This is a genomic window from Kitasatospora sp. NPDC088548 (assembly GCF_044753005.1).
Taxonomy (GTDB): domain Bacteria; phylum Actinomycetota; class Actinomycetes; order Streptomycetales; family Streptomycetaceae; genus Kitasatospora.
On record NZ_JBIVMI010000001.1, the window covers coordinates 331339 to 350726 of the forward strand.

21 protein-coding genes and 1 pseudogene are annotated in these 19388 nt (G+C 71.3%); 7 read left to right on the forward strand and 15 right to left on the reverse strand.

Annotation, left to right across the window (positions count from 1 at the left end):
- Nucleotides 1-85 precede the first annotated feature (85 nt).
- The 3 genes from modA to ACIP82_RS01510 all read left to right on the forward strand — a co-directional run bounded on the left by modA (nucleotide 86) and on the right by ACIP82_RS01510 (nucleotide 3073).
- Nucleotides 86-919, forward strand: coding sequence for a molybdate ABC transporter substrate-binding protein (gene modA / locus ACIP82_RS01500; protein WP_400649656.1), 834 nt, complete (start codon nucleotides 86-88; stop codon nucleotides 917-919).
- Between the two features lie 92 nt (nucleotides 920-1011).
- Nucleotides 1012-1812, forward strand: a complete 801-nt coding sequence (locus ACIP82_RS01505) for an ABC transporter permease (RefSeq protein WP_363608683.1) — start codon at nucleotides 1012-1014, stop codon at nucleotides 1810-1812.
- Between the two features lie 100 nt (nucleotides 1813-1912).
- On the forward strand, nucleotides 1913-3073 hold the full coding sequence (locus tag ACIP82_RS01510) for an ABC transporter ATP-binding protein (RefSeq protein WP_400649659.1): 1161 nt from the start codon (nucleotides 1913-1915) through the stop codon (nucleotides 3071-3073).
- Between the two features lie 125 nt (nucleotides 3074-3198).
- On the opposite strand, the gene ACIP82_RS01515 is transcribed toward ACIP82_RS01510, so the two are convergent.
- Nucleotides 3199-3906, reverse strand: a complete 708-nt coding sequence (locus tag ACIP82_RS01515) for a response regulator (protein ID WP_400650307.1) — start codon at nucleotides 3904-3906, stop codon at nucleotides 3199-3201.
- The gene (locus tag ACIP82_RS01520; RefSeq protein ID WP_363608571.1) at nucleotides 3906-5135 is read right to left on the reverse strand and encodes a histidine kinase; all 1230 of its coding nucleotides are present in this window, start codon (nucleotides 5133-5135) and stop codon (nucleotides 3906-3908) included. The genes ACIP82_RS01515 and ACIP82_RS01520 overlap by 1 nt, the downstream gene beginning before the upstream one ends.
- A gap of 226 nt (nucleotides 5136-5361) precedes the next feature.
- On the opposite strand from ACIP82_RS01520, the gene ACIP82_RS01525 reads away from it, so the two are divergent.
- From ACIP82_RS01525 to ACIP82_RS01535, 3 genes are all read left to right on the forward strand, one after another.
- Nucleotides 5362-6291 carry an ABC transporter ATP-binding protein gene (locus ACIP82_RS01525; protein WP_363608572.1) on the forward strand — a complete coding sequence of 310 codons (930 nt, stop codon included), beginning with the start codon at nucleotides 5362-5364 and terminating at the stop codon, nucleotides 6289-6291.
- A complete protein-coding gene (locus tag ACIP82_RS01530) occupies nucleotides 6288-7097 on the forward strand; it encodes an ABC transporter permease (RefSeq protein WP_400649664.1) in 810 nt (269 codons plus the stop codon). Before ACIP82_RS01525 ends, ACIP82_RS01530 begins: the two co-directional genes overlap by 4 nt.
- A gap of 134 nt (nucleotides 7098-7231) precedes the next feature.
- The gene (locus tag ACIP82_RS01535) at nucleotides 7232-7993 is read left to right on the forward strand and encodes a hypothetical protein (RefSeq protein ID WP_400649666.1); all 762 of its coding nucleotides are present in this window, start codon (nucleotides 7232-7234) and stop codon (nucleotides 7991-7993) included.
- Here the strand turns inward: ACIP82_RS01535 and ACIP82_RS01540 are convergent.
- The 6 genes from ACIP82_RS01540 to ACIP82_RS01565 all read right to left on the reverse strand — a co-directional run bounded on the left by ACIP82_RS01540 (nucleotide 7981) and on the right by ACIP82_RS01565 (nucleotide 11839).
- Nucleotides 7981-8562, reverse strand: a complete 582-nt coding sequence (locus tag ACIP82_RS01540; protein ID WP_400649669.1) for a hypothetical protein — start codon at nucleotides 8560-8562, stop codon at nucleotides 7981-7983. The two genes, ACIP82_RS01535 and ACIP82_RS01540, sit on opposite strands and share 13 nt — an antisense overlap.
- Before the next feature lie 11 nt (nucleotides 8563-8573).
- The gene (locus tag ACIP82_RS01545; protein ID WP_400649671.1) at nucleotides 8574-9287 is read right to left on the reverse strand and encodes a 2OG-Fe(II) oxygenase; all 714 of its coding nucleotides are present in this window, start codon (nucleotides 9285-9287) and stop codon (nucleotides 8574-8576) included.
- Between the two features lie 249 nt (nucleotides 9288-9536).
- A complete protein-coding gene (locus ACIP82_RS01550) occupies nucleotides 9537-10316 on the reverse strand; it encodes a peptidyl-tRNA hydrolase (protein ID WP_400649674.1) in 780 nt (259 codons plus the stop codon).
- Nucleotides 10317-10414: 98 nt separating this feature from the next.
- A complete protein-coding gene (locus tag ACIP82_RS01555) occupies nucleotides 10415-10678 on the reverse strand; it encodes a hypothetical protein (protein WP_400649677.1) in 264 nt (87 codons plus the stop codon).
- A complete protein-coding gene (locus ACIP82_RS01560; protein WP_400649679.1) occupies nucleotides 10675-11085 on the reverse strand; it encodes a hypothetical protein in 411 nt (136 codons plus the stop codon). The genes ACIP82_RS01555 and ACIP82_RS01560 overlap by 4 nt, the downstream gene beginning before the upstream one ends.
- Nucleotides 11086-11374: 289 nt before the next feature.
- Nucleotides 11375-11839: a hypothetical protein gene (locus ACIP82_RS01565; RefSeq protein ID WP_400649682.1), complete on the reverse strand. Its 465-nt coding sequence runs from the start codon at nucleotides 11837-11839 to the stop codon at nucleotides 11375-11377.
- 376 nt (nucleotides 11840-12215) lie between these two features.
- Between ACIP82_RS01565 and ACIP82_RS01570 the strand changes: the two genes are divergently transcribed.
- Nucleotides 12216-13568 carry a transcriptional regulator gene (locus ACIP82_RS01570; RefSeq protein WP_400649685.1) on the forward strand — a complete coding sequence of 451 codons (1353 nt, stop codon included), beginning with the start codon at nucleotides 12216-12218 and terminating at the stop codon, nucleotides 13566-13568.
- A 290-nt stretch (nucleotides 13569-13858) separates the two neighbouring features.
- On the opposite strand, the gene ACIP82_RS01575 is transcribed toward ACIP82_RS01570, so the two are convergent.
- From ACIP82_RS01575 to ACIP82_RS01605, 7 genes and pseudogenes are all read right to left on the reverse strand, one after another.
- Nucleotides 13859-14239 (reverse strand): P27 family phage terminase small subunit, encoded by a 381-nt coding sequence (locus ACIP82_RS01575; RefSeq protein ID WP_363608591.1) that lies wholly within the window; start codon nucleotides 14237-14239, stop codon nucleotides 13859-13861.
- A 204-nt stretch (nucleotides 14240-14443) separates the two neighbouring features.
- Nucleotides 14444-14707 (reverse strand): hypothetical protein, encoded by a 264-nt coding sequence (locus tag ACIP82_RS01580; RefSeq protein WP_400649688.1) that lies wholly within the window; start codon nucleotides 14705-14707, stop codon nucleotides 14444-14446.
- A 261-nt stretch (nucleotides 14708-14968) separates the two neighbouring features.
- Nucleotides 14969-15880, reverse strand: coding sequence for a P22 phage major capsid protein family protein (locus ACIP82_RS01585; RefSeq protein WP_400649690.1), 912 nt, complete (start codon nucleotides 15878-15880; stop codon nucleotides 14969-14971).
- Nucleotides 15881-15937: 57 nt separating this feature from the next.
- Nucleotides 15938-16333, reverse strand: a complete 396-nt coding sequence (locus ACIP82_RS01590) for a hypothetical protein (protein ID WP_400649692.1) — start codon at nucleotides 16331-16333, stop codon at nucleotides 15938-15940.
- On the reverse strand, nucleotides 16326-16688 hold the full coding sequence (locus ACIP82_RS01595) for a helix-turn-helix domain-containing protein (protein WP_400649695.1): 363 nt from the start codon (nucleotides 16686-16688) through the stop codon (nucleotides 16326-16328). Before ACIP82_RS01595 ends, ACIP82_RS01590 begins: the two co-directional genes overlap by 8 nt.
- A gap of 487 nt (nucleotides 16689-17175) precedes the next feature.
- The gene (locus ACIP82_RS01600) at nucleotides 17176-18939 is read right to left on the reverse strand and encodes a recombinase family protein (RefSeq protein ID WP_400649698.1); all 1764 of its coding nucleotides are present in this window, start codon (nucleotides 18937-18939) and stop codon (nucleotides 17176-17178) included.
- A gap of 17 nt (nucleotides 18940-18956) precedes the next feature.
- A pseudogene (locus tag ACIP82_RS01605) lies at nucleotides 18957-19316 on the reverse strand (peptidyl-tRNA hydrolase); the annotation flags it as partial.
- Nucleotides 19317-19388: the final 72 nt, after the last annotated feature.

Genomic DNA, 19388 nt, shown 5'->3' on the forward strand with positions numbered 1-19388 from the left:
TTTGCGACACTATGATCGCCTTAATGGCCGCATCTGCAACCGAGTCCCCGCGCCCTTCCGGCGCGCCCAGGAGGGGAAACCACCGATGAGCACCCGTACGACCACCACGCGCAGAGTCGCCGTCGCCACCGCGGTGGCCCTCGCCCTCGGCCTCGGGGTCACCGCCTGCGGCAGCGACGGCGGCAGCAAGAGCTCGGGCGACACGGGCGCCTCCGCCAGCGGGTCGGCCGGCACCCCGAAGGCCTCCGGCGAGATCAACGTCTTCGCCGCCGCCTCGCTCAAGGAGAGCTTCACCGAACTCGGCAGGAAGTTCGAGGCCGCCAACCCGGGCGCCAAGGTCAAGTTCAACTTCGGCGGCAGTTCCGGCCTCGCCACCAGCATCAACTCCGGCGCCCCCGCCGACGTCTTCGCCGCCGCGAGCCCGGCCACCATGAAGACCGTCACCGACGCGGGCGGGGTCAGCGGCGAGTCGAAGACCTTCGTCAAGAACACGCTCACCATCGCCGTCCCCAAGGGCAACCCCAAGCACATCGCGGGCCTGGGCGACCTGACCGCACCCGGCGTCAAGGTCGCGCTGTGCGCAAAGGAGGTGCCCTGCGGCGCCGCCGCCCTGACCGCGCTCAAGGCCGGCAACGTGAACCTGACCCCGGTCACCCTGGAGCAGGACGTCAAGGGCGCGCTCACCAAGGTCGAGCTGGGCGAGGTCGACGCCTCCCTGGTGTACAAGACCGATGTGAAGGCCGATGCTGCGAAGATCGACGGCGTGGACTTCCCCGAGGCCGACAAGGCCGTGAACGACTACCCGATCGCCGCGCTGGCCAAGGCCCCGAACAAGGACGGCGCCGCCGCCTTCGTCGCCTACATCGAGTCACCCGAGGCCACGCAGGTACTCACCGCGGCGGGCTTCCAGGCACCGTGAGCGGACGCACCACCGGGACCACCGGTGCCACCGGCACCGGTGCCACCGGCCACAACACCGGCACCGGCGGCGCGGCGCACCCAGGGAAGGGGATGCCGCGCCGACGGCGGCGCCCACACCGCGTCCCGGTCGCGCTGCTGCTCCCGGCGCTGCTCGGGCTGGCGTTCCTGATCCTCCCGCTGGTCGGGCTCCTGGTCCGGGCACCCTGGAGTACGCTGTCCGACCAGCTCACCAGCGCCGAGGTCTGGGAGGCGCTGCGCCTCTCGCTGGTCTGCGCGACGGCGGCCACGGCGGTGTCGCTGCTGCTCGGGGTGCCGTTGGCCTGGCTGCTCGCGCGCACCGAGCTGCCCGGCCGCCGCGTCATCCGGGCGCTGGTCACCCTGCCGCTGGTGCTGCCACCGGTGGTCGGCGGCGTGGCGCTGCTGCTGGTCCTCGGCCGGCGCGGCATCGTCGGCTCCTGGCTGGACTCCGCCTTCGGCATCACGCTGCCCTTCACCACCACCGGCGTGGTGATCGCCGAGGCGTTCGTGGCGATGCCGTTCCTGGTGATCAGCGTCGAGGGCGCGCTGCGGGCCGCCGACCCTCGGTACGAGGAGGCCGCCGCGACCCTGGGCGCCTCCCGGCTGACCGCGTTCCGCCGGGTCACCCTGCCCCTGATCGCCCCCGGCATCGGTGCCGGCGCCGTACTGGCCTGGGCCCGCGCGCTCGGCGAGTTCGGCGCGACGATCACCTTCGCGGGCAACTTCCCCGGCAAGACCCAGACCATGCCGCTCGCCGTCTACCTCGCCATGGAGTCCGACCCGGAGGCCGCGATCGCGCTCTCGCTGGTGCTGCTGGTGGTCTCCATCGCCGTCCTGGTCGGGCTGCGCGACCGCTGGATGTCGACCCCGTGAGCGCCGCGCCGCCCGCGCCGCGGTGGCGGGCCGGACCACCCGGCCCGCCACCTCGCACACCCGCCCCCGCTCCGGCCCCCGCCCCTTGGACGCCCACCCCATGACGACCGCCCCCGCCGACACCCCGAGCGACCACACACCCGACGACCACACGCCCGACGACCGGGCGCTCAACGGCCCGGCGCTCAACGGCCCGGCGCTCAACGGCCCGGCGCTCGACGCCCGGCTCCGGGTGGAACGCGCCGCCTTCACCCTCGACCTGGCCCTCACCGCCGCCCCCGGCGAGGTGGTCGCCCTGCTCGGACCGAACGGCGCCGGCAAGTCCACCGCGCTGCGCGCCCTCGCCGGGCTGCTCCCGCTCACCGGCGGCCACCTGCGGCTGGACGGCCGCGTCCTGGAGGACCCGGCGCAGCGGCTGCACACCCCCGCCGAGGAGCGTCCGGTCGGCGTGGTGTTCCAGGACTACCTGCTCTTCCCGCACCTCAGCGCCCTCGACAACGTCGCCTTCGGCCCGCGCTGCCAGGGCCGTCCCAAGCGCGAGGCCCGGGCCGAGGCGGCCGGCTGGCTGGAGCGGATGGGCCTGGCCGACCACGCGGGCGCCCGCCCCGGCCGCCTCTCCGGCGGCCAGGCGCAGCGGGTGGCACTCGCCCGGGCGCTGGCCGTACGGCCGCGGCTGCTGCTGCTGGACGAGCCGCTGGCGGCCCTGGACGCCCGCACCCGGCTCGATGTCCGCGCCCAACTCCGGCGCCATCTGGCCGAGTTCGAGGCGGTGGCGGTGCTGGTGACGCACGACCCGCTGGACGCGATGGTGCTGGCCGACCGGCTGGTGGTGATCGAGGGCGGCCGCGAGGTGCAGTCCGGCAGCCCCGCCGAGATCGCCCGGCGTCCGCGCACCGACTACATCGCCCGCCTGGTCGGCCTCAACCTCTACCAGGGCACGGCGGACGGCCACCGGGTGACGCTGGCCGACGGCCCCGTGCTGGCCACCACCGAGGAGCTGACCGGCCCCGCCTTCGTGGCGTTCCCGCCGTCCGCCGTCACGCTGCACCGGGAGCGACCGCAGTCCAGCGCGCGCAACGTCTGGGAGCTCCAGGTCGCGGGCCTGGACCTGCACGGCGACCAGGTCCGCGCCGACCTGGCCGGTGACCTGCCGATGGCCGCCGACCTGACCCCGGCCGCCGCCGCCGAGCTCGATCTCGCCCCCGGCACCACCGTCTGGGCCTCGGTCAAGGCCGCCCAGACCCACGCGTACCCCGCCTGAGCACCCTCATCGGCCACCCGTCACCGGGTACCGGCCAGGCCCGCCGGGTATCGCTTCGGCCCACCGGTTACCGGTCCCGGACGGCGGGGCCGGACGGCGGGGCCGGCTCCTGCCCTACGGCCGGCTCAACTCCGCGTCGGGTCCGCACGGTTCGGCTGTTCCTCGGACAGCCGGTCCTCGGCCGGCTCCACGAAGCCGGACTCGTACGCGGCGATCACCGCCTGGGTGCGGTCGCGGGCGCCGAGCTTCGCCAGCACACTGCTGACGTGCGTCTTCACCGTCTGCACGCCGAGGAACAGCTGCTCGGCGATCTCGCTGTTGGCGAGGCCCCGGGCCACCAGCCGCAGCACCTCGGCCTCACGCTCGGTCAGGGCGGCACGGGCCATCGTCGCGCGGGCGGCCGCGTTGCCCTGGCCTGCGGCGAGACGACGGATCGCGGCCGGGAAGAGCAGCGACTCGCCCGCCGCGACCAGCCGGACCGCGTGGGCGATCTCGGCCGGGCGGGAGCGCTTCAGCAGAAAGCCGTCGGCACCGGCGCGCAGGGCCTGGTAGACGTAGTCGTCGTTCTCGAAGGTGGTGACGACCAGGATCTTCGGCGGCTGCTCCCCGGTCGCGCCCGACCGGACGAGGGCGCGGGTCGCCGCCAGACCGTCGACCTCCGGCATCCGGACGTCCATCAGCACCACGTGCGGGCGCAGCTCCCGGGCCATGGCCACCGCCTCGCCTCCGTCGGAGGCCTCACCGACCACCCGCAGGTCGCCCTGCGCCTCCAGCACGGCCCGCAGTCCGGCCCGGACCAGTTCCTCGTCGTCGGCCAGCAGAATGTCGATCATCACACGCCCAAGCGTAGGGGCATGCGGACGGCCAGGACCCATTCGCCGGACTCCAGCCCGGCCGAGGCCTCGCCACCGAGCAGCGCGGCCCGCTCCCGGATACCGCGAAGTCCCTTGCCGCCCTTGCGCGGTGCGCTGCGCGCGGACGACGGGCCAGGCCCGCCCGTCGCGTTGGCGCAGCGCAGCTCCAACCGGCCTCCCCGCAGGGCGATCCGGACGCTGATCGGCTCGCCCGGCGCGTACTTGAGGGCGTTGGTGACGCCCTCCTGGAGGATCCGGTAGGACTCGCGGGAGAGCACCCCGGGCAGCTTCCCCGACGGCACGTCGATCCATGCCTCCACCGGGCTGCCGGCGGCCCGCGCGGTGTCGAAGAGCGCGGACAGCTGCTCGATGCCGGGGCGCTCGGTGACGGACCCGTCCGACGCGTCCCGCCGGTCCGAGGCCTCGCGGAGCAGGACGAGCGTGCGCTCCAGGTCGTCCATGGCCTGTCGGCCGGTCTCCTCGATGACTTCGAGCGCCTTGGCGACGAAGGCCGGGTCGCCCACCTCCCGAGCCGCACCGGCCTGAAGGACCGTCACCGTCAGTGCGTGGCCGATGGAGTCGTGCAGCTCGCGGGCCAACCGGTTGCGCTCCAGCAGACGTTCGGCCCGCAGCTCCGCCTCGGCCAGCCGTTCGGCCGGGGACGGTCCCAGCAGCCTTACCGCCATGGCGAGTTGCAGACGCCCCGCCCAGACCACCAGCCAGCCGTAGCCGAACAGCGCCGCGGCCGCCAGCAGCGGGTACCAGAGCAGTCCGTGCTGGTGCGGGAGTTGGATTCCGTGCAGGTTCGGCGCGGAGTCGGCGACCAGCTCGACGGCGCCGGCGGGCACCAGCACGGCGAGGATCCCGACCACCGAGCCGAGAGCCACCCGGCCGATCAACCAGACGGCGGTGCGTCGGCGGTCGGCCCAGGTACGGGCGGGTTCGGCGGCGATGTCCTGCTCGCGTTCGGGCATCAGCAGCAGCCGCGCCTGCACGCCCTCGGCCCGGCGCATCGCGGGCAGCAGGGCGGCCAGCGTGAGCAGCACGGCATCCAGCAGAACGGCCCTTGCCAGGACCTCGGCGAGGCTGAACCCGTACGTCCCCGGGTAGATCATCAGGACGACGCCGGCGAATATCCACCCGATCACCAGATGCAGCCACCGCGCGTAGGTGGCGGCGCTCAGCAGGGGCGCGAGGATCCTGGGCATGACGCCATCCTGCCAGGTCAGCGATGTGCCGCGACTCCCTCCCAAGAGGGAGAGGGCTCCACTCCCCGGCGGGATCCGCCGGAGTGGTCCGCTCCGGTGGAATGGGGCCGTCGGAGCCGGAGAGCCGGGGTCCGGAATCCCGGAGCGGGTCGGAGCGGGTCGGAGTGAATCCGGAGGAGCCCGAAGCGAGTCCGGGGAAGGTCCGGGGAGCACGCGGGAGGGCGTCATGATCGAGGTTCAGGGCCTCACCAAGGAGTACGACGGAAAGCGTGTGGTCGACGACCTCGGCTTCGTCGTCCGGCCCGGGGTGGTGACGGGCTTCCTCGGGCCGAACGGCGCGGGCAAGAGCACCACCATGCGGCTGATCCTCGGCCTCGACCGGCCCACCGCAGGCCACGCCCTGGTCGGCGGTCGCCGGTACGCCGAACTGGCCGACCCGCTGCGGCAGGTCGGCGCCCTGCTGGACGCCCAGGCCGTGCACGGCGGCCGCACCGCGCGCGGCCAGCTGCGCTGGCTGGCCGCCAGCAACGGGCTGCCGAACCGCCGGGTGGACGAGGTGCTCGCGCAGGTCGGCCTGACCGAGGCGGCGGGCCGCCGGATCCGCGGGTTCTCGCTCGGCATGCGCCAGCGGCTCGGCGTGGCCGCCGCGCTGCTCGGCGACCCGCCGGTGCTGCTGCTGGACGAGCCGGTGAACGGCCTCGACCCCGAGGGCATCCGCTGGATCCGCACCCTGCTGCGCGATCTGGCCGCCGAGGGCCGGGCCGTGCTGGTCTCCTCCCACCTCATGACGGAGATGGCGCTCACCGCCGACCATCTGGTCGTCATCGGCCGGGGCCGGCTGCTGGCGGACGACGCCACCACGGAATTCCTTCAACGCCACGGCCGCACCCGGATCCGGGTCCGCGCGGTGGACCGGACGAAGCTGGCCGCCCTGCTCGGCGGCGACCTCGGGAGTCTCGGTTCGGGAACGGTGACCGCCGAGCCGGTGGACGGCGACGCCTGGGAGGTGAGCGGGGCCGAGCCGGAGCGGATCGCGGCGCTGGCGGCGGCGAACGGCGTGGTGCTGTACGAGATCGCCGTCCAGCAGGACTCGCTGGAAGAGGCGTTCATGCGGATGACCGCCGACAGCGTCGAGTACCGGGCGGCGGCGGCATGAGCACCGTTCCGTCCGTACCGGCCCCGGCCCCGGCCCCGGCCACGTCCACGTCCACGTCCACGTCCACGTCCACCGCACTGAACCTGCTGCGGTCCGAAGGGATCAAGCTCGCCACCCTCCGCTCGCTCTGGTTCACCCCGGTCCTCGCCGCCCTGCTCACCGTCGGCCTGACCACCGCCGTCGGCGCCGCTCTCGGCGGCAAGGACCACAGCCTCACCGACGACCCCGGTGTCGGCCTCTACTACGGCCTCAACTTCGGCCAGGCCGCGCTGGTCTGCTTCGGCGTCCTGCTGATCGGCCAGGAGTTGAACACCCGCATGATCACCGTCTCGCTCACCGCCGTCCCCCGCCGAGGCCTGTTCTACGGCGGCAAACTCGCCGTCGGCGCACTCGTCGCCCTCGCCGTCGGCCTGATCGGGACGGCCGGCTCCTTCGCCGGATACGCCGCCACCACACCCGGTGCATGGGACGGCCCGGCCCTCGCCCGCAGCGCCACCGCCGGGGTGCTGTACCCCGTCCTGCTGGTGGTGTTCTGCATCGGCGCGACCGCTCTGCTCGGCAACCTCACGGCCGCGATGGGCCTGCTGGTGCCGACCGTCTTCCTGCTCTCCCCGCTGCTCAGCGGCGTACCCGGGGCGCGTTCCGTGGTGCAGTTCCTCCCGGACCGGGCCGGCCAGTACGCGCTGCACTACGCCGACAACCCGCAGGTCGTGTACGGGCACTGGACCGGTCTGCTGATCATGGCCGGCTGGGCGGCAGCCGCGGCGTACGGCGGCCTGCGCGCCCTGCGGCGAGCCGAGTTCTGAGTCCTGCGCCGAGGCCCGGGGCCTGCGCCTGCCTCCGCGACCGGCGGCGGGGTGCCTCCACCGCGAGCCGCTCCGCCCGCACCTCGCCCACTTCCCTGTCAGCCTCTTCCGAGACCGTTGGGAACGACACCTCGATGACCACGTCCATGACCGGCGCTCCGACCGCCCTGAACGTCCTGCGCTCCGAGCGCGTCAAGTTCACCACCCTTCCCTCCCAGTGGCTCGCCCCGCTCGTCGCCGTCGTTCTGACCGTCGGTGTCGCCGCCGCCGTCAACGCCGCGTACGGGGAGGCGGACCACACCCCGGGCGAGGACCCGAGCAACGGGATCTTCTACGGCCTGCTGTTCGGCCATGTCGCCGTGGCCTGCCATGGCGTCCTGCTGATCGGCCAGGAGTTCAACACCCGCATGATCTCGGTCTCACTCACCGCCGTCCCCCGCCGAGGCCTGCTCTACGGCGGCAAGCTCGCCCTCGGCATCGGACTGGGGCTGCTGATGGGGCTGGCCTCCACGGCCGGCTCGTTCCTCGTCGTCGCCGCCACCACCGGCCTGGACTTCTCCACCCCTGGTCTGGCCCGGGCCTTCACGGCCGGGGTGCTCTACCACCCGCTGCTGGTGGTGCTCTGCCTCGGCCTGACGGCCATGCTGCGCAACTTCAGCGCCGCGCTCGGCCTGCTCGTCCCGATGGTCTTCCTCGGCACCACCTGGCTGGCGGCGATCCCCGGTGTGCGCGAGGCCGGCCAGTTCCTGCCCGACCGGGCCGGGCTGTACGCCACGCGCACCCAGCCGGACCCGGGGATCCATTACGGCCACTGGTCCGGCCTGCTGATCATGGCCCTCTGGGCGGCCGCGGCGGCGTACGGCGGCCTGCGCGCGATGCGCCGCTACACCGTCTGAGGCGCCCGGCCCGGCGGGCAGGTGGTGAGCCGGCCGTCGGCGATCTCCCAGGTGCCGCCGTCGGCGCTCGCGCCGCGCAGGCCGTCCAGCGCCCCCTGACCGGCGAGGGCGACGGCACGCGGTTCGGCGGGCGAGGCGAGCGAGGCGAGCGAGGCGAAGCCGAAGGTGCGCCACGCCCGCCAGCCCGGCTCCCGGCCGAGGCGGCGGGCCAGTTGCGCCCAGCCGAGTGGTGCGGCGGCGAGGACCCAGGCGTCCGGCGCCGGGGCGGTCAGTCGGCGGGCGGGCCGCAGCCAGGAGGCGGCCTGCTCCGGCCAGTCGACGACGGCGAGCACCGACCGTCCCGGCAGGTCCAGCCAGGCTTCGGTGAAGGCCTCGGCGGCGGCGCGGGAGGCGTCGTCGCGGCTGTGGCCGACGGTCACGGTGTGGAGGCGGGCCCGGCCGCCGGTGAGCAGACGGAGCAGTGCGGCGAGTTCGGCCGCGGTGTGCGGGCCGGGCGCGGGCAGGCGACCGTAGGCGGCGATCGCGGCGGGGCCGATCAGCGGCGAGCGGGCGGGGGTGGCGGAGGTCATCACGGAACCGTTCAGGCCTCGTGGAAGACGAGGCCGAGCGCGTGGCGGTGGCCGGAACGGACCGTGCTCACGCCATGCCGGACGGGGCCGGCGGACCACCCCCGGGCCGACTTCACCGGGCGCTCCCGGGTGGTGAACACCAGGCCGTGGCCCTGGGCGAGGACGGTGCTGGTGCCCCGGGACTGCGCGCGGGGCCGCTGCTCGACGAGCAGGAACTCGCCGCCCGTGTAGTCCCTGCCCGGCTCGTCGAGGCCGATGACGACCTGGAGGGGGAAGACCATCTCGCCGAACACGTCGCGGTGCAGCGCGTTCCAGTCGCCCTGTCCGTAGCGCAGCAGGATCTGGGCGGACTTCGACTGGCCGGCCCGGTGGCACAGCTCCAGCCACTCGTCCAGCGTGTCCGGCCAGGGGGCTGGCCGGCCGAGCCGCCCGGCCCAGGTGCGGGCGATCGCGAGCAGGTGCGGGTAGAGCGCGGCCCGCAGGTCCCGGACGGGCCCGGGGAGGCCGTCGTGCGTGAAGTAGCGGTACTGGCCGGAGCCGAAGCGGTGGCGGGCCATGTCCACCGTGGTGCGGAACAGCTCCGCCCGGTCGTACCGGGCCGCCAGCTCCCGGCACTCGGCCGGGGAGAGGAGCCGGGGCGTGAGCGCGCAGCCGTGGGCGTCCAGTTCGTCGGCGACGGCGGCCCAGTCGGCGGCCGCCACCCGGGCGGCGGGCTCGGTGGTCACGGGGGTGTCCTTCCGGAGTCTCGGGCGGGTCGGGCCCGGCTGCGGACGGCACGGGGGCCAACCCCTTCGTCACCGATACTCACCGACCCGCCGCCCTGGATGCTGGCGGCATTCGGACACGGCGACGGGAGACCTGGAACGGATGACAGTTTTCAGGGGACGGATAACAGATAACAGCTTTCAGATTCTGTTATCCGAAAGCTGTTATCCGTCCGCTGTTCCCTGTCACTCGCCGCCGCCCGTCACCCGTCACCCGCGCAGCGCCGGGTGCTCCGCGACCACCGTGCAGCTCCCCGGCGCGATCTCGGTGAAGCCCGCGTCCTGGACCAGCGGCAGGCCGCTCACCAGCAGCTCCGCCCAGGCCTCCGGCGTCGCCGTGCGGACGGCGAGGGCGAAACCGGCCTCGGCCCACTCCTTGCGCTGCGTCTCGTCCAGCCGCCACCAGGCGACCTGGGCGGCATGGCCGGTCTGCGCCATCGTCTTGCCCGCGCTCATCTCCAGCTCCGGATTGAGCCACAGCACCGGCAGGCCGGGCTCGGCGGCGGCGACCGGGCCGGTCTCCTCCAGATCGGTGCCGGAGACCTGGAGATTCGGGCGGGGTGCACCTTGGGGATCGTCGGTCAGCTCAAGCCCCGACACCTGTAGCTTGACCAGCTCTTTTGGCCAGCCGTCCAGCGGCACCGGCGGGTACACCCGCACCTCGGCCCGCTTCCCCGTCACCGTGACGCCGGGCAGCTCGGCCGCCTTGCGCCACTCCCCGCCCCGGGCCCGGCGCACCACCTTGCGGATTCGGGCGTCCTCCCAGGCGGTGACCCGCTCCGCCCACTCGCCGTCCGGCTCGGTCACCCGGGGGTCTGAGAGCAGGGTCAGCACCGCCCGCGCCGAGGTCTCCAGCGCGTCCGTCCGCTCCGGCGGGTCCGCCTTCTCCAGGTGCAACACCAACGGCAGCACGTACTGCGGATTGGCATCGCGGTCGGTAGGGGCGTCGGCTGGGCTCGGGGCGTCGAAGGGCTCGGAAAGTGAGGTCACCGGGACAGGCTACCTGCGAGTTCCATTCGAGCCTTGGACGGCTTGAAGCCCCGCCCGTACGTCGCTGAGGGACAGGCACGGGCGGGACCGGTTCGGGGCTACGGCCAGGCTTTGCGGCCGGGCATGGGGATACCTTCCAGCGGGCCTGGCATCTGCCGAGGCGGCGCGGGAGTGACCTCAGGGTCGACGTGCCCGGCCTGGACCAGCTGCTGGTGGAGCCAGTCCGAGTCGCAGCCGTACATGATCCCCAGAGTGGCCACGCTCACGCCGGACGCGTGGCGCTGGGCAACGGCGGGCAGCGCGGCGACGACCAGCCGCCGCAGCATGTACTGCCGGTCCCGCTCGGTGGTAGCCCAGTTCACGCGACGCCCCACACGTCGATATCGGCCCCGAACCCGCTGGTTACCAGAGCAATGCGAGTCCGCACCAAGTCCTCAATGCTGGCGTACTCCCGGGGTGCCTCCCACTGAACGAAGCGCCCGCCCCCGATGGCACTCATGAACGACACGAACATGCGCGCCAACGAGAGGGCGGCGGCGGTCACTTCGGCCATGTGCGGCGTAACGACGTACTTCGGGTCTTCGCTCTCTCCGTCCTCGACCGTCAGCGTGGCCACGTCCGCCCACGCCTTGACCAGCTTGTCGACGTACTCCCGCGTGAAGGAGGGGTTGGCCTCCATTACGCGCGTGGTGATGTGGTCCGCGTACGCGTAGAACGGGCCCTTCAACATCAACTCGGCCCCACGCGAAAGGGTTTCGGTCTGCGTCATGCCTCTGCTCCTCCCCTGGTTGGCGGCGCCCGCCGTCGGCGGCGGATCGCTGCCCCCTCCTGCCGAGGCAGGACGGGGCTCAGCTCCCCGGGCGTGTTCGACCACGGCCGGGGATGCCCCGGCTAGCGGGACGTGATGATCACGTGAATGCCCAGCCCTCGGCGCCAGACTTCCACCGTCCGCCGGGGGCCGACCCGCACCCACCACAGGCGGCCGGGGACGTGCTCCTTCGGGTCCCAATCGACCCCTCCGAGGAACACCAGGAGGAACAAGCCCAACCCCACGTAGGTCACAGCGCCTCCCCCTTCACAGTCACGGTGACGTGGTCGGCGACGTACCGCACGAACCGGGTGTGTCCCGTCAACACCGTGTGCTCGCCCATGTCCTGGTGGAGCAGCTCAAGGGGAACCGGCTCCTCGCTCTCCCACGGACACGTCCGAGGCGAGGGGGCGTCGTCCTGGTGCTCGCCGTCCTCAGCCTCCCGCGCCTCGCCGAGGCACTGCGCGAGGCCGCACACGGTCACGTCCGGGTCGTGGAACACGGTGACGACCTGCGGTTCTGACGCCGCCTCTTCGACGGGAGCCGGGAGGTCGTCCGCCTGCTGTCGCACCGGCACCGACAGTGCAGCGTCCTCGGGCGGCGCTGTCGGCGGGTAGCAGTTCCGGTGTGCCAGCTCGAACATCGGGGGCATCACCGGCGAGCCGACTTCCTCCGGATCGTCCGCACCGACTCGCGCCCGCTGAGGGGTGGTCATGGGGGCTCCCTACATCTCGAAGAAGGCGCGCCAGTTCGACGCACACTCGGTCAGCTCTCGGGTGCGTTCCCGGAGGAGTTGCATGGTCGGAGACTCGGCGGGCTCCGACGAATCAACTTGACTCGCCGCCTCCAACCCCCCTCGCCTCTCGCGTCGTTGCTGGCAATTCACCTCGCAGCCGGCGTCCGATTCGATCCCGACCTCAGGCCGCATCACGTCAGCGTCGACACCGCGCCTTGTCGTCGTCACACCGCTTCGCCACCCTTCGCCATGGTGAAGTTGACTGATTCAGCCAACCTCGGAGGGACGCCCTCCGGTAGCGTGCGAAGGGGTGTTGAACCCTGTCGGTTTTCAGGCAGCTGCGAAGCGGGGAGCCATGGGGAAGCAAGCAAACGGCAAGTTCGCAGGCATGATCGAGCGGTCCGGTCTGAGCCGTGGCGAGGTAGCCCGGCGAGTGCACAGACGATCGCTGGAGTACGGGAACCCGCACATCAACCCGGATACGACGGGAGTGCGCCGCTGGTGTCTCGGCGAGCAGCCACGCCACCCCCTCCCCCGCATCATCGCTGATGTCTTCTCAGCCCACTTCGGCTACCGGGTCACCGCATATGACCTTGGCTTCGGTGATTCGCCAGACCTTGACCGGCCACTCGCTTACAGCGCATCGTTCGGGGAGACGGTAGAAGCGGTCACCGAGCTTGGAAGGGCTGACATGGATCGACGCGCGTTTCTGGCAGCGGTGCCGTTCGCGGCAACAGCAGGAGTCGGACCTTCCCGGGATTGGCTTCTCAACACTCTTGACCAACAGCCCGAACCCGGGCCCCGCGTTCGGCTCGAAGACGTCGTCAGTGTCCGCAACATGTTCGCGAGCTTCCAGGACATGGACGTGATGCAGGGGGGCGGCTCCGGCCGTCTGGTCCTCACCGCCTACATGAACGAACACGTCTACCCGCTGCTCCGACGTACCTTCGCCGACGACGTCCGGCAGGCTCTTTGTGCTGCCACGGCGGAGCAGACCTACCTGCTCGGGTGGATGGCCTACGACGACGGCGAGCACGGCACCGCGCAGCGGTACCTGATCCAGGCGCTCCGTCTCGCGGAGGAGTCCCAGGATGCCGCTCTGGGGGCCCACGTCCTGGCAGGAATGGCCGACCAGGCGACGCTACTCGGAAACCCCCAGGAAGGCCGCAGGCTCGCCCAGGCGGGCCGTCAGGGGCTCCGCCGCGCCGACTCCCCTGCCTGCCTCGCCGACCTGTGGGCGCTCGAAGCGCGGGCCCTTGCAGCCGCCGGGGATGCCAAGGCAGCCGCCCACGCGGTCACCGAGGCCGAACATGCCTTTGCCAATGTCCTGCCGGACCGAGAGGCGGAGTGGGCGAAGTTCATCGACGGCGCATACCTGCACGGCGAGATCGCCAACGTCTTCCGGGACCTCGACCAGCCGGACCATGCTGCCGAGCACGCGCACCGGTCGATCGACTACGCCCGCGCACAGGGCCGGGCCCGGCGCGGGGCGATGTCTCAAGCTGCCCTTGCTGTCTCCCACATCCAGAGGGGCGACCTCGACGCGGCCCACGCTGCTGGCGTCCGAGCCATCGATCTGTCACGCCGAGTGAAGTCCTCCCGAAGCGTCGAAGCCGTTCAGGACGTGCAGCGGCGCATGGTTCCCTTCGGCGCTCACCCGCTGGTCGCTGACTTCCGCGAGCGAACCCGCATGCTGCTCGCCGCCTGACGCCCCGCCAACCTCAGGCGCGGTTCACTTCCAACCGGCCAGGGAGCCAGTAGCCCAGAAACGACAGAAGGCCCCGGCCCGCCCTCACAGGGCAGACCGGGGCCTGGTCTATCTGCTGTTCATGCGTCAGCTCTCCGCCTCGATCTCCCCCGCAAGCTGCCGATAGAGCCTCCAGTCCTCGGCGCGCTTCGGAGCGTGGACGTCTTCGCTGCAAGCGGCATGACCCGCCCGCGCGCACCAGAAACACGACTTGCCGGTGACCCCCGCCGGGCGGGTCCGCATCCTCGCCATCAACGCACCCCCCAGCGTGCCCGAGCACCTGCCCGGCCAGCCTGACTGACCGACAGAGGCCCGTCCTGCGCCTCGCCATCGAGTGTGACCCCGAGTTGCCCGACCAGTCGGGCGAACTGGGCACGCTGGCGGTCCAGCACGCCGAATAGCGGGTGCGCAGCCGGTTGGCCGGCGGAGCCGGTCACGACAGGCCCGGAGGCCGTCAGAGCAGCCCGTACGGCCTCGACCTCGTCCCGGAGGGCGCACGCGTCGGCGAGGACGGCCCGTTCCCCCGCCGACAGCTCCCAGCCCTCTGCGCGGAGTGCTTCCCAAAGGTCCGTCCCGGCTTGGCCGAGGCCGCCGGGCGCCGGAGGCAGATCCGACGATGTGTCGGAGGTCATCGTTCAACTCCCTTTCTGGGCCCGAAAAAAGGACCTTTAGCGCTAAGCATTTTTTGGATCGCTTTGACATGGTGCTGCGGGAAGGAAGCGGAGGGGGGTCACCCCCCACCCCTTCGGATTGGCAGCCATGGTCAGAGAGAGGACGCGAGAGGGCCCCAGCGAGCGGCCGGTTCGGGCCAGCGCGCGCCGGGCCAAGGTGGCGGCTCAGCGCTCGCTCAAGCGGCGCGCGAGGCGCTGCGCGTAGGCGCTTGGCTCGGCTTCGCGTTGCTTCACAGCGAAGGTGCGAGCATTCACGCTCTGAGCGTGCGTCAGCTTGGCATGGTGGTAGTGGCACAGCGTGCGCAGATTGGCTAGCGCATGGTCGTCGCGGTCGCCCGCGTGGTCGACCTCAAGGCGCTTGCGCTCGGCGCATCGCTGTTCGGTGTCCTCGCGCAGCCAGGTGCACTGGAACTCGTCACGTCGCAGCACAGCGAGGCGGATGCGCTTCCAGCCCGGAGGTAGGGGGCGAGGCGCGCCATTCGGTAGAGCCCTCATACGGAACTGATGGATAGTCAGATCAGGCGCCCTAGATGACCACCCTTTACGTTAACCCCGGCCCCCCGGTAAGGACACCCCCCTGAAAGGGGTTCCCTGCGATAGCGAGACCGGCATGAATGCCCCACCAATCCCTCACGTGAGGGATTGGTGGGACTCCAGATGCCAGACGGGAGACATTGAGATGACCTCTCGTCACTTTGCCGCGCCGCTCGCGGCCTCCAACTTGAAGGCCACATAGCGGTTCGGGTCGATCTCGGCGCCACCAGCAAACGACTTCACCGTGTGCACGGCGCTGTGCCCACTCTGATCCCAAGCGGTCCAAACCGCGATCGCGTAACCGTCCTCGCTAATCGTCTTGCCACTCAGCAGCGGCAGCGACCCGCCACCCAGTACGCCCATCACCGGAGGGCACACCGCGAGGGCGAATGCTTCACGAACACCGGCGATGGCGCCACCCTTGAGGGCGTTGGAGTGGTACACCTTGAAGCCTCGGAGATCACCGATCTCGCCCCGGCGCAGCACGTCCGAGGAACCGGACTTGTCCGCATGCTTCATGTCAGGGTGCTTGAGGATCAAGCCCTTGAGTTCGGTTCCCACGAGAAGCCAACGCCCCTCCTCAGGAACGTCGTTGGCGTCCATCTCGGTGCCAGCGTCCACGATCCAGTCCAGGTCGAAGCCGTCTCCGCGCCGGATGATGTGGACGGTGTCAGTGTCCTTCACGGCCGCGATGGCCTTGTTCATGGGCGCGCAGGCAGCAGCCTCCAGCGCCCGCGCGACGCCGTCAACTTGTGGCGCGAGCACCTGAGTTGCGAAGTCGCGAATGTCGAACGTGGCCTCGTCCTGCCGAACCGGAACAGAGCTGTACGGGGCCTCAGTGATCTTGACCTCGACCTCTCGTTCCGAGGCGGCCGAAAGCTCGTCGGTACCATTGAAGTTCTTGGCCTCGATGCGGTTCGGGACGGCAATGCGAACAGTCTTGCCAGAGCCACCGCCGAACGTCTTCTCGGCGTTGCGGAAGACCAGCGCGGAGGCCACCCCGGTCTGAGCGAGGTAGGAGACGGCGGTCTCGGCGATCAGATCGTGAGTCTTGACATCATTGGTCATGGCAGCAGCCATAGCGTTACCTCCAGATACGGCCCTCGTCGGGCAATTGGTTGTTGGTCAGATTCGGCGAGCGCCGCGCATGTGCGCCACGAGAGAGGCCCGCCGGTCGGCCGGCTCCGGGACGCCTCCACCGCTACCAGCGATGGGTGCCGGTCGGCTCCGCAGCTTCGGCGCGGCCACCCCGGCCCGGCCGATCATCTCGGCGAAGGCCGCCGCGTCGGCCTCGACCTCCTCGGCCGTGGTGCCGTTGAGCCGTCCGGCGTGGTCTTCGGGGATGCCGTGCCGCAGAGCGGCGCGGAGCTGCCATACCTGCCGGTCAGGGCCCACCGGAGGCTGCGAGGGCAGGGCGACCGCCTCGGCCGCCTCCCGGGCCCTCCGGGCGGCCTCCTCGGCCCGTTCGGCCACCCTGGCGGCCACGCGGGCCATGACCGCGCGGTCGGGGCCCTCAGACACGCTTACCGGCCTCGCGCTGGGCCGCTCGGACACCCGCAACTAGCCCGTCCATGTCGGCGACTTCCCGGGCGTCGGCCCAGGTGTCGAACACCGGCGCGCCAGGCTGGCGACGCCGAACAGTCTCGGCACCGAACAGCACCGCATACTCGTCGTCGGACTTGGCACGGCGCAGCAGTGCCGGGAACGGCACTCGAAGTGCAGCCGCCAGCTCGGCGACACGGGCGATCGACGGAACGGCCTCGCCGTTCTCCCAGCGCCATGCGGTCGTCTCGTGAACGCCCATGCGGTCGGCGAGCTGGGCGCAGGTGAGATCGAGTGCCACGCGGCGAGACCTCATCCGTTCGGGATTGAACACCTCTGCTCCTTTCATTCAACTTGCATTCAGTGCAAGTGAGTTGAGAAATGAGAGAGGGCCACCCGCCAAAGGTGCGACGGGTGACCCAGTGCGCTGCAAGCCGGGAGAGAGTCGGCCAGCAACGCAGGCGCGGCCTATTGGGAGCACCCGAGACACCGGGCATGGCTCGACCGACAGACCGTAGATCGCGAGAGCTTCGCAGCGTCGCCGAGAGCGACAGGCGAAGCGTCACATACCTATTGAAGAGCGGTGGTTAACAGCCGCCCGTCGTGCCGGGCCGGACCGGCCCGGCGGCGGCCTCCCGAAACGGATCGGGCGACCGTGAACGGCAGAAAAGTTGCCGTCCACCCAAACCCCTATACGCGTGCAGGGAGTTTAGGGAGACGGCAACTTTTCTGCCGTGCCCAGACCCATGCACACCGAGAGCGCGCGCCCGGCGGGCCGGAGCCTGCCGCACGCGCGCCCTGTAGCGCTATATGACGATTCGTCAGGCGACCCCCGCCGGGGCCTTGGCCGCCTCCCTGGCGTCCCCCTTGGGGTCCTTCTTGGGGGCCTGGTGCTTCCATAGGATCTGGATACGCTCGCGCGGGTCCTCCCGGTGCTTGTAGTGGCCTCCGCGCTTGCCCTCGCGCACTACCACGCGGTCAATCAGGAGGCCCAGGAACTCCCGCCGCTCCGTCATCGACCACTTTGCCCAAGGGCCCTCCTCAATCGGGTCCTCGTAGGCCCCCTCCTCGCCCAACCACTCCTCGATGGGCAGGATGCCCACGGCGGCCTCCTCGGCCTCCAGGGCCTCCCTGTGCTTCCTGGCGCGATCCAGAGCCATAGTCAGTTTCATGACGCGCTCGCCGAACATCTCGGCCCCCACAGGCCCCTGGTACAGCTCTTCGTCCCGCTCCCGATAGGTCTGCCTCAGGGAAGCCTCTGTGTGCTCCTCAGACGTCCTTGCGGCGGCCAGCTCGACCTCCCTCTCGGATGCCCCCTGGCGCTCCGCGTACGCCTTCCCTGCTGCCGTCCACAGGGCCACGTCGTCTTCGTCGTCCAGGTCCAGCGCGGAGAGACGTGCGAACACCTCGGCGGGCACGTGGTACTCGACTACGTCTGTCTCAATCGTGGTCTTTCGCTTGCCCATGGCACGCAGCGCCTCGGGGCCCCGGTTGCATCGGTAGACAGTCCGGTCCGCCGAGACGTTCGCAGCGCCCATGGTGGCGTCGCAGTCGCAGTACAGGAAATCCCACCCGGACATGAGCCAAGCAACTCCCGTGTGGGGGTTGTGGTACTTCTTCCCGGCCGCTGTGAGCATGCCGGTTGCCCGGTACCACAGCTGCTCGGGCACCAGGGCGTCATGGACACGCATGGGGGCGCCGTCCTCGTCCCGCCGGATCTCGTACTTCTCGCCGGACGTGTCGGTGGCGAAGCCAGCCATACGCGGGTCACGGACGATTCGCCGGATGGCGTGTGCCGTCCACTGGTCCACGTCGAGCTTGGCCCCCGTGCGCGCGCGAAGTGCCTTGACCCGGCCCGGCGTGCGGGAACCGGGAGACGGGACACGCGCACGGTTGAGCACCTTCGCCACCCAAGCCGGCGTCCGGCCCGCCGCCACTCGCCGGATGATCCACCGGCATATGAGGGCTTCTGACACCCGCTCACGGAGGTAGACAACCTTGACGCCCTCGGGGCCGGTCACCTTCTCCATTTCGAAGCCGTAGGGGGCGGTACCGGCGGTGTGGCCGCCGAGTAGGCGCGCCTGTTCCTTGGCATCCGTGATGAACTCAGACTTGCTCGACGACTCCTGTTCGGCCAGGCCCGCGATGATGGCGAAGATGCCCAGGCCGACCGGCGTAGACGTGTCGAGCCACGGTTCCAGGACGCTCAACAGCGTGACGCCGTGCTTCCGCATCTCGGCCTCGATCTGGATTGCATCCAGCGCACCCTTGCGGGTCAGACGGGCCAGGTTGTAGATGATCACCACGTCCACGGTGCCGGAGCGGACGCGCTCCATCATGGCCTCGAAGCCATGCCGGTAGATGTGGGGGTTCCACCCCGACTTGCCCACGTCTTCGTAGTGGTCTGTGTCGGGGTCGTACTCGTAGTCGCGCGCGTCGGCGAGGCTCTGCCCCTTGCGCTGCTGCATAACCGGGGACGCCAAGCTGTCGTCATCACGCCTGTTGCTCTGCCGCGCGTACGTGATGGCTCGGGGCGAGCTGTGGGCGGCCCGCATCGCAACGTGCCTGTTCAGGGGGGTGTTCATCCCCAGAGTGTATGCAGACCGTTTCCTTGGAGCTTGGCGAGCTCCTTCGGCCAGCCGTCCAGCGGAACGGGCGGGAACACTCGCACCTCCGCCTCCCGCCCGGTGACCGTGATCCCCGGCAGTTCGCCGGCCCGGCGCCACTCCCCGCCCCGGGCCCGCCGGACCACCTTGCGGATCCGGGCGTCCTCCCAGGCGGCGACCCGTTCCGCCCACTCCCCGTCCGGCTCGGTGACGCGCGAGTCCGCGAGCAGCGTCAGCACGGCCCGCGCCGAGGTCTCCAGCGCGTCGGTCCGCCCGGGCGGGGTGGCCCGCTCCATCCGGACGAGGAGCGGCAGGACGTACTGCGGCCGGGCGTCCCGGTCCTCGGCGGCCGGCACGGACTCCGGAGCGGAGGACGGAACGGAAACGGCGGGAACGGAAGCGGCGGCAGGGGCGGGGACGGCGGCGTC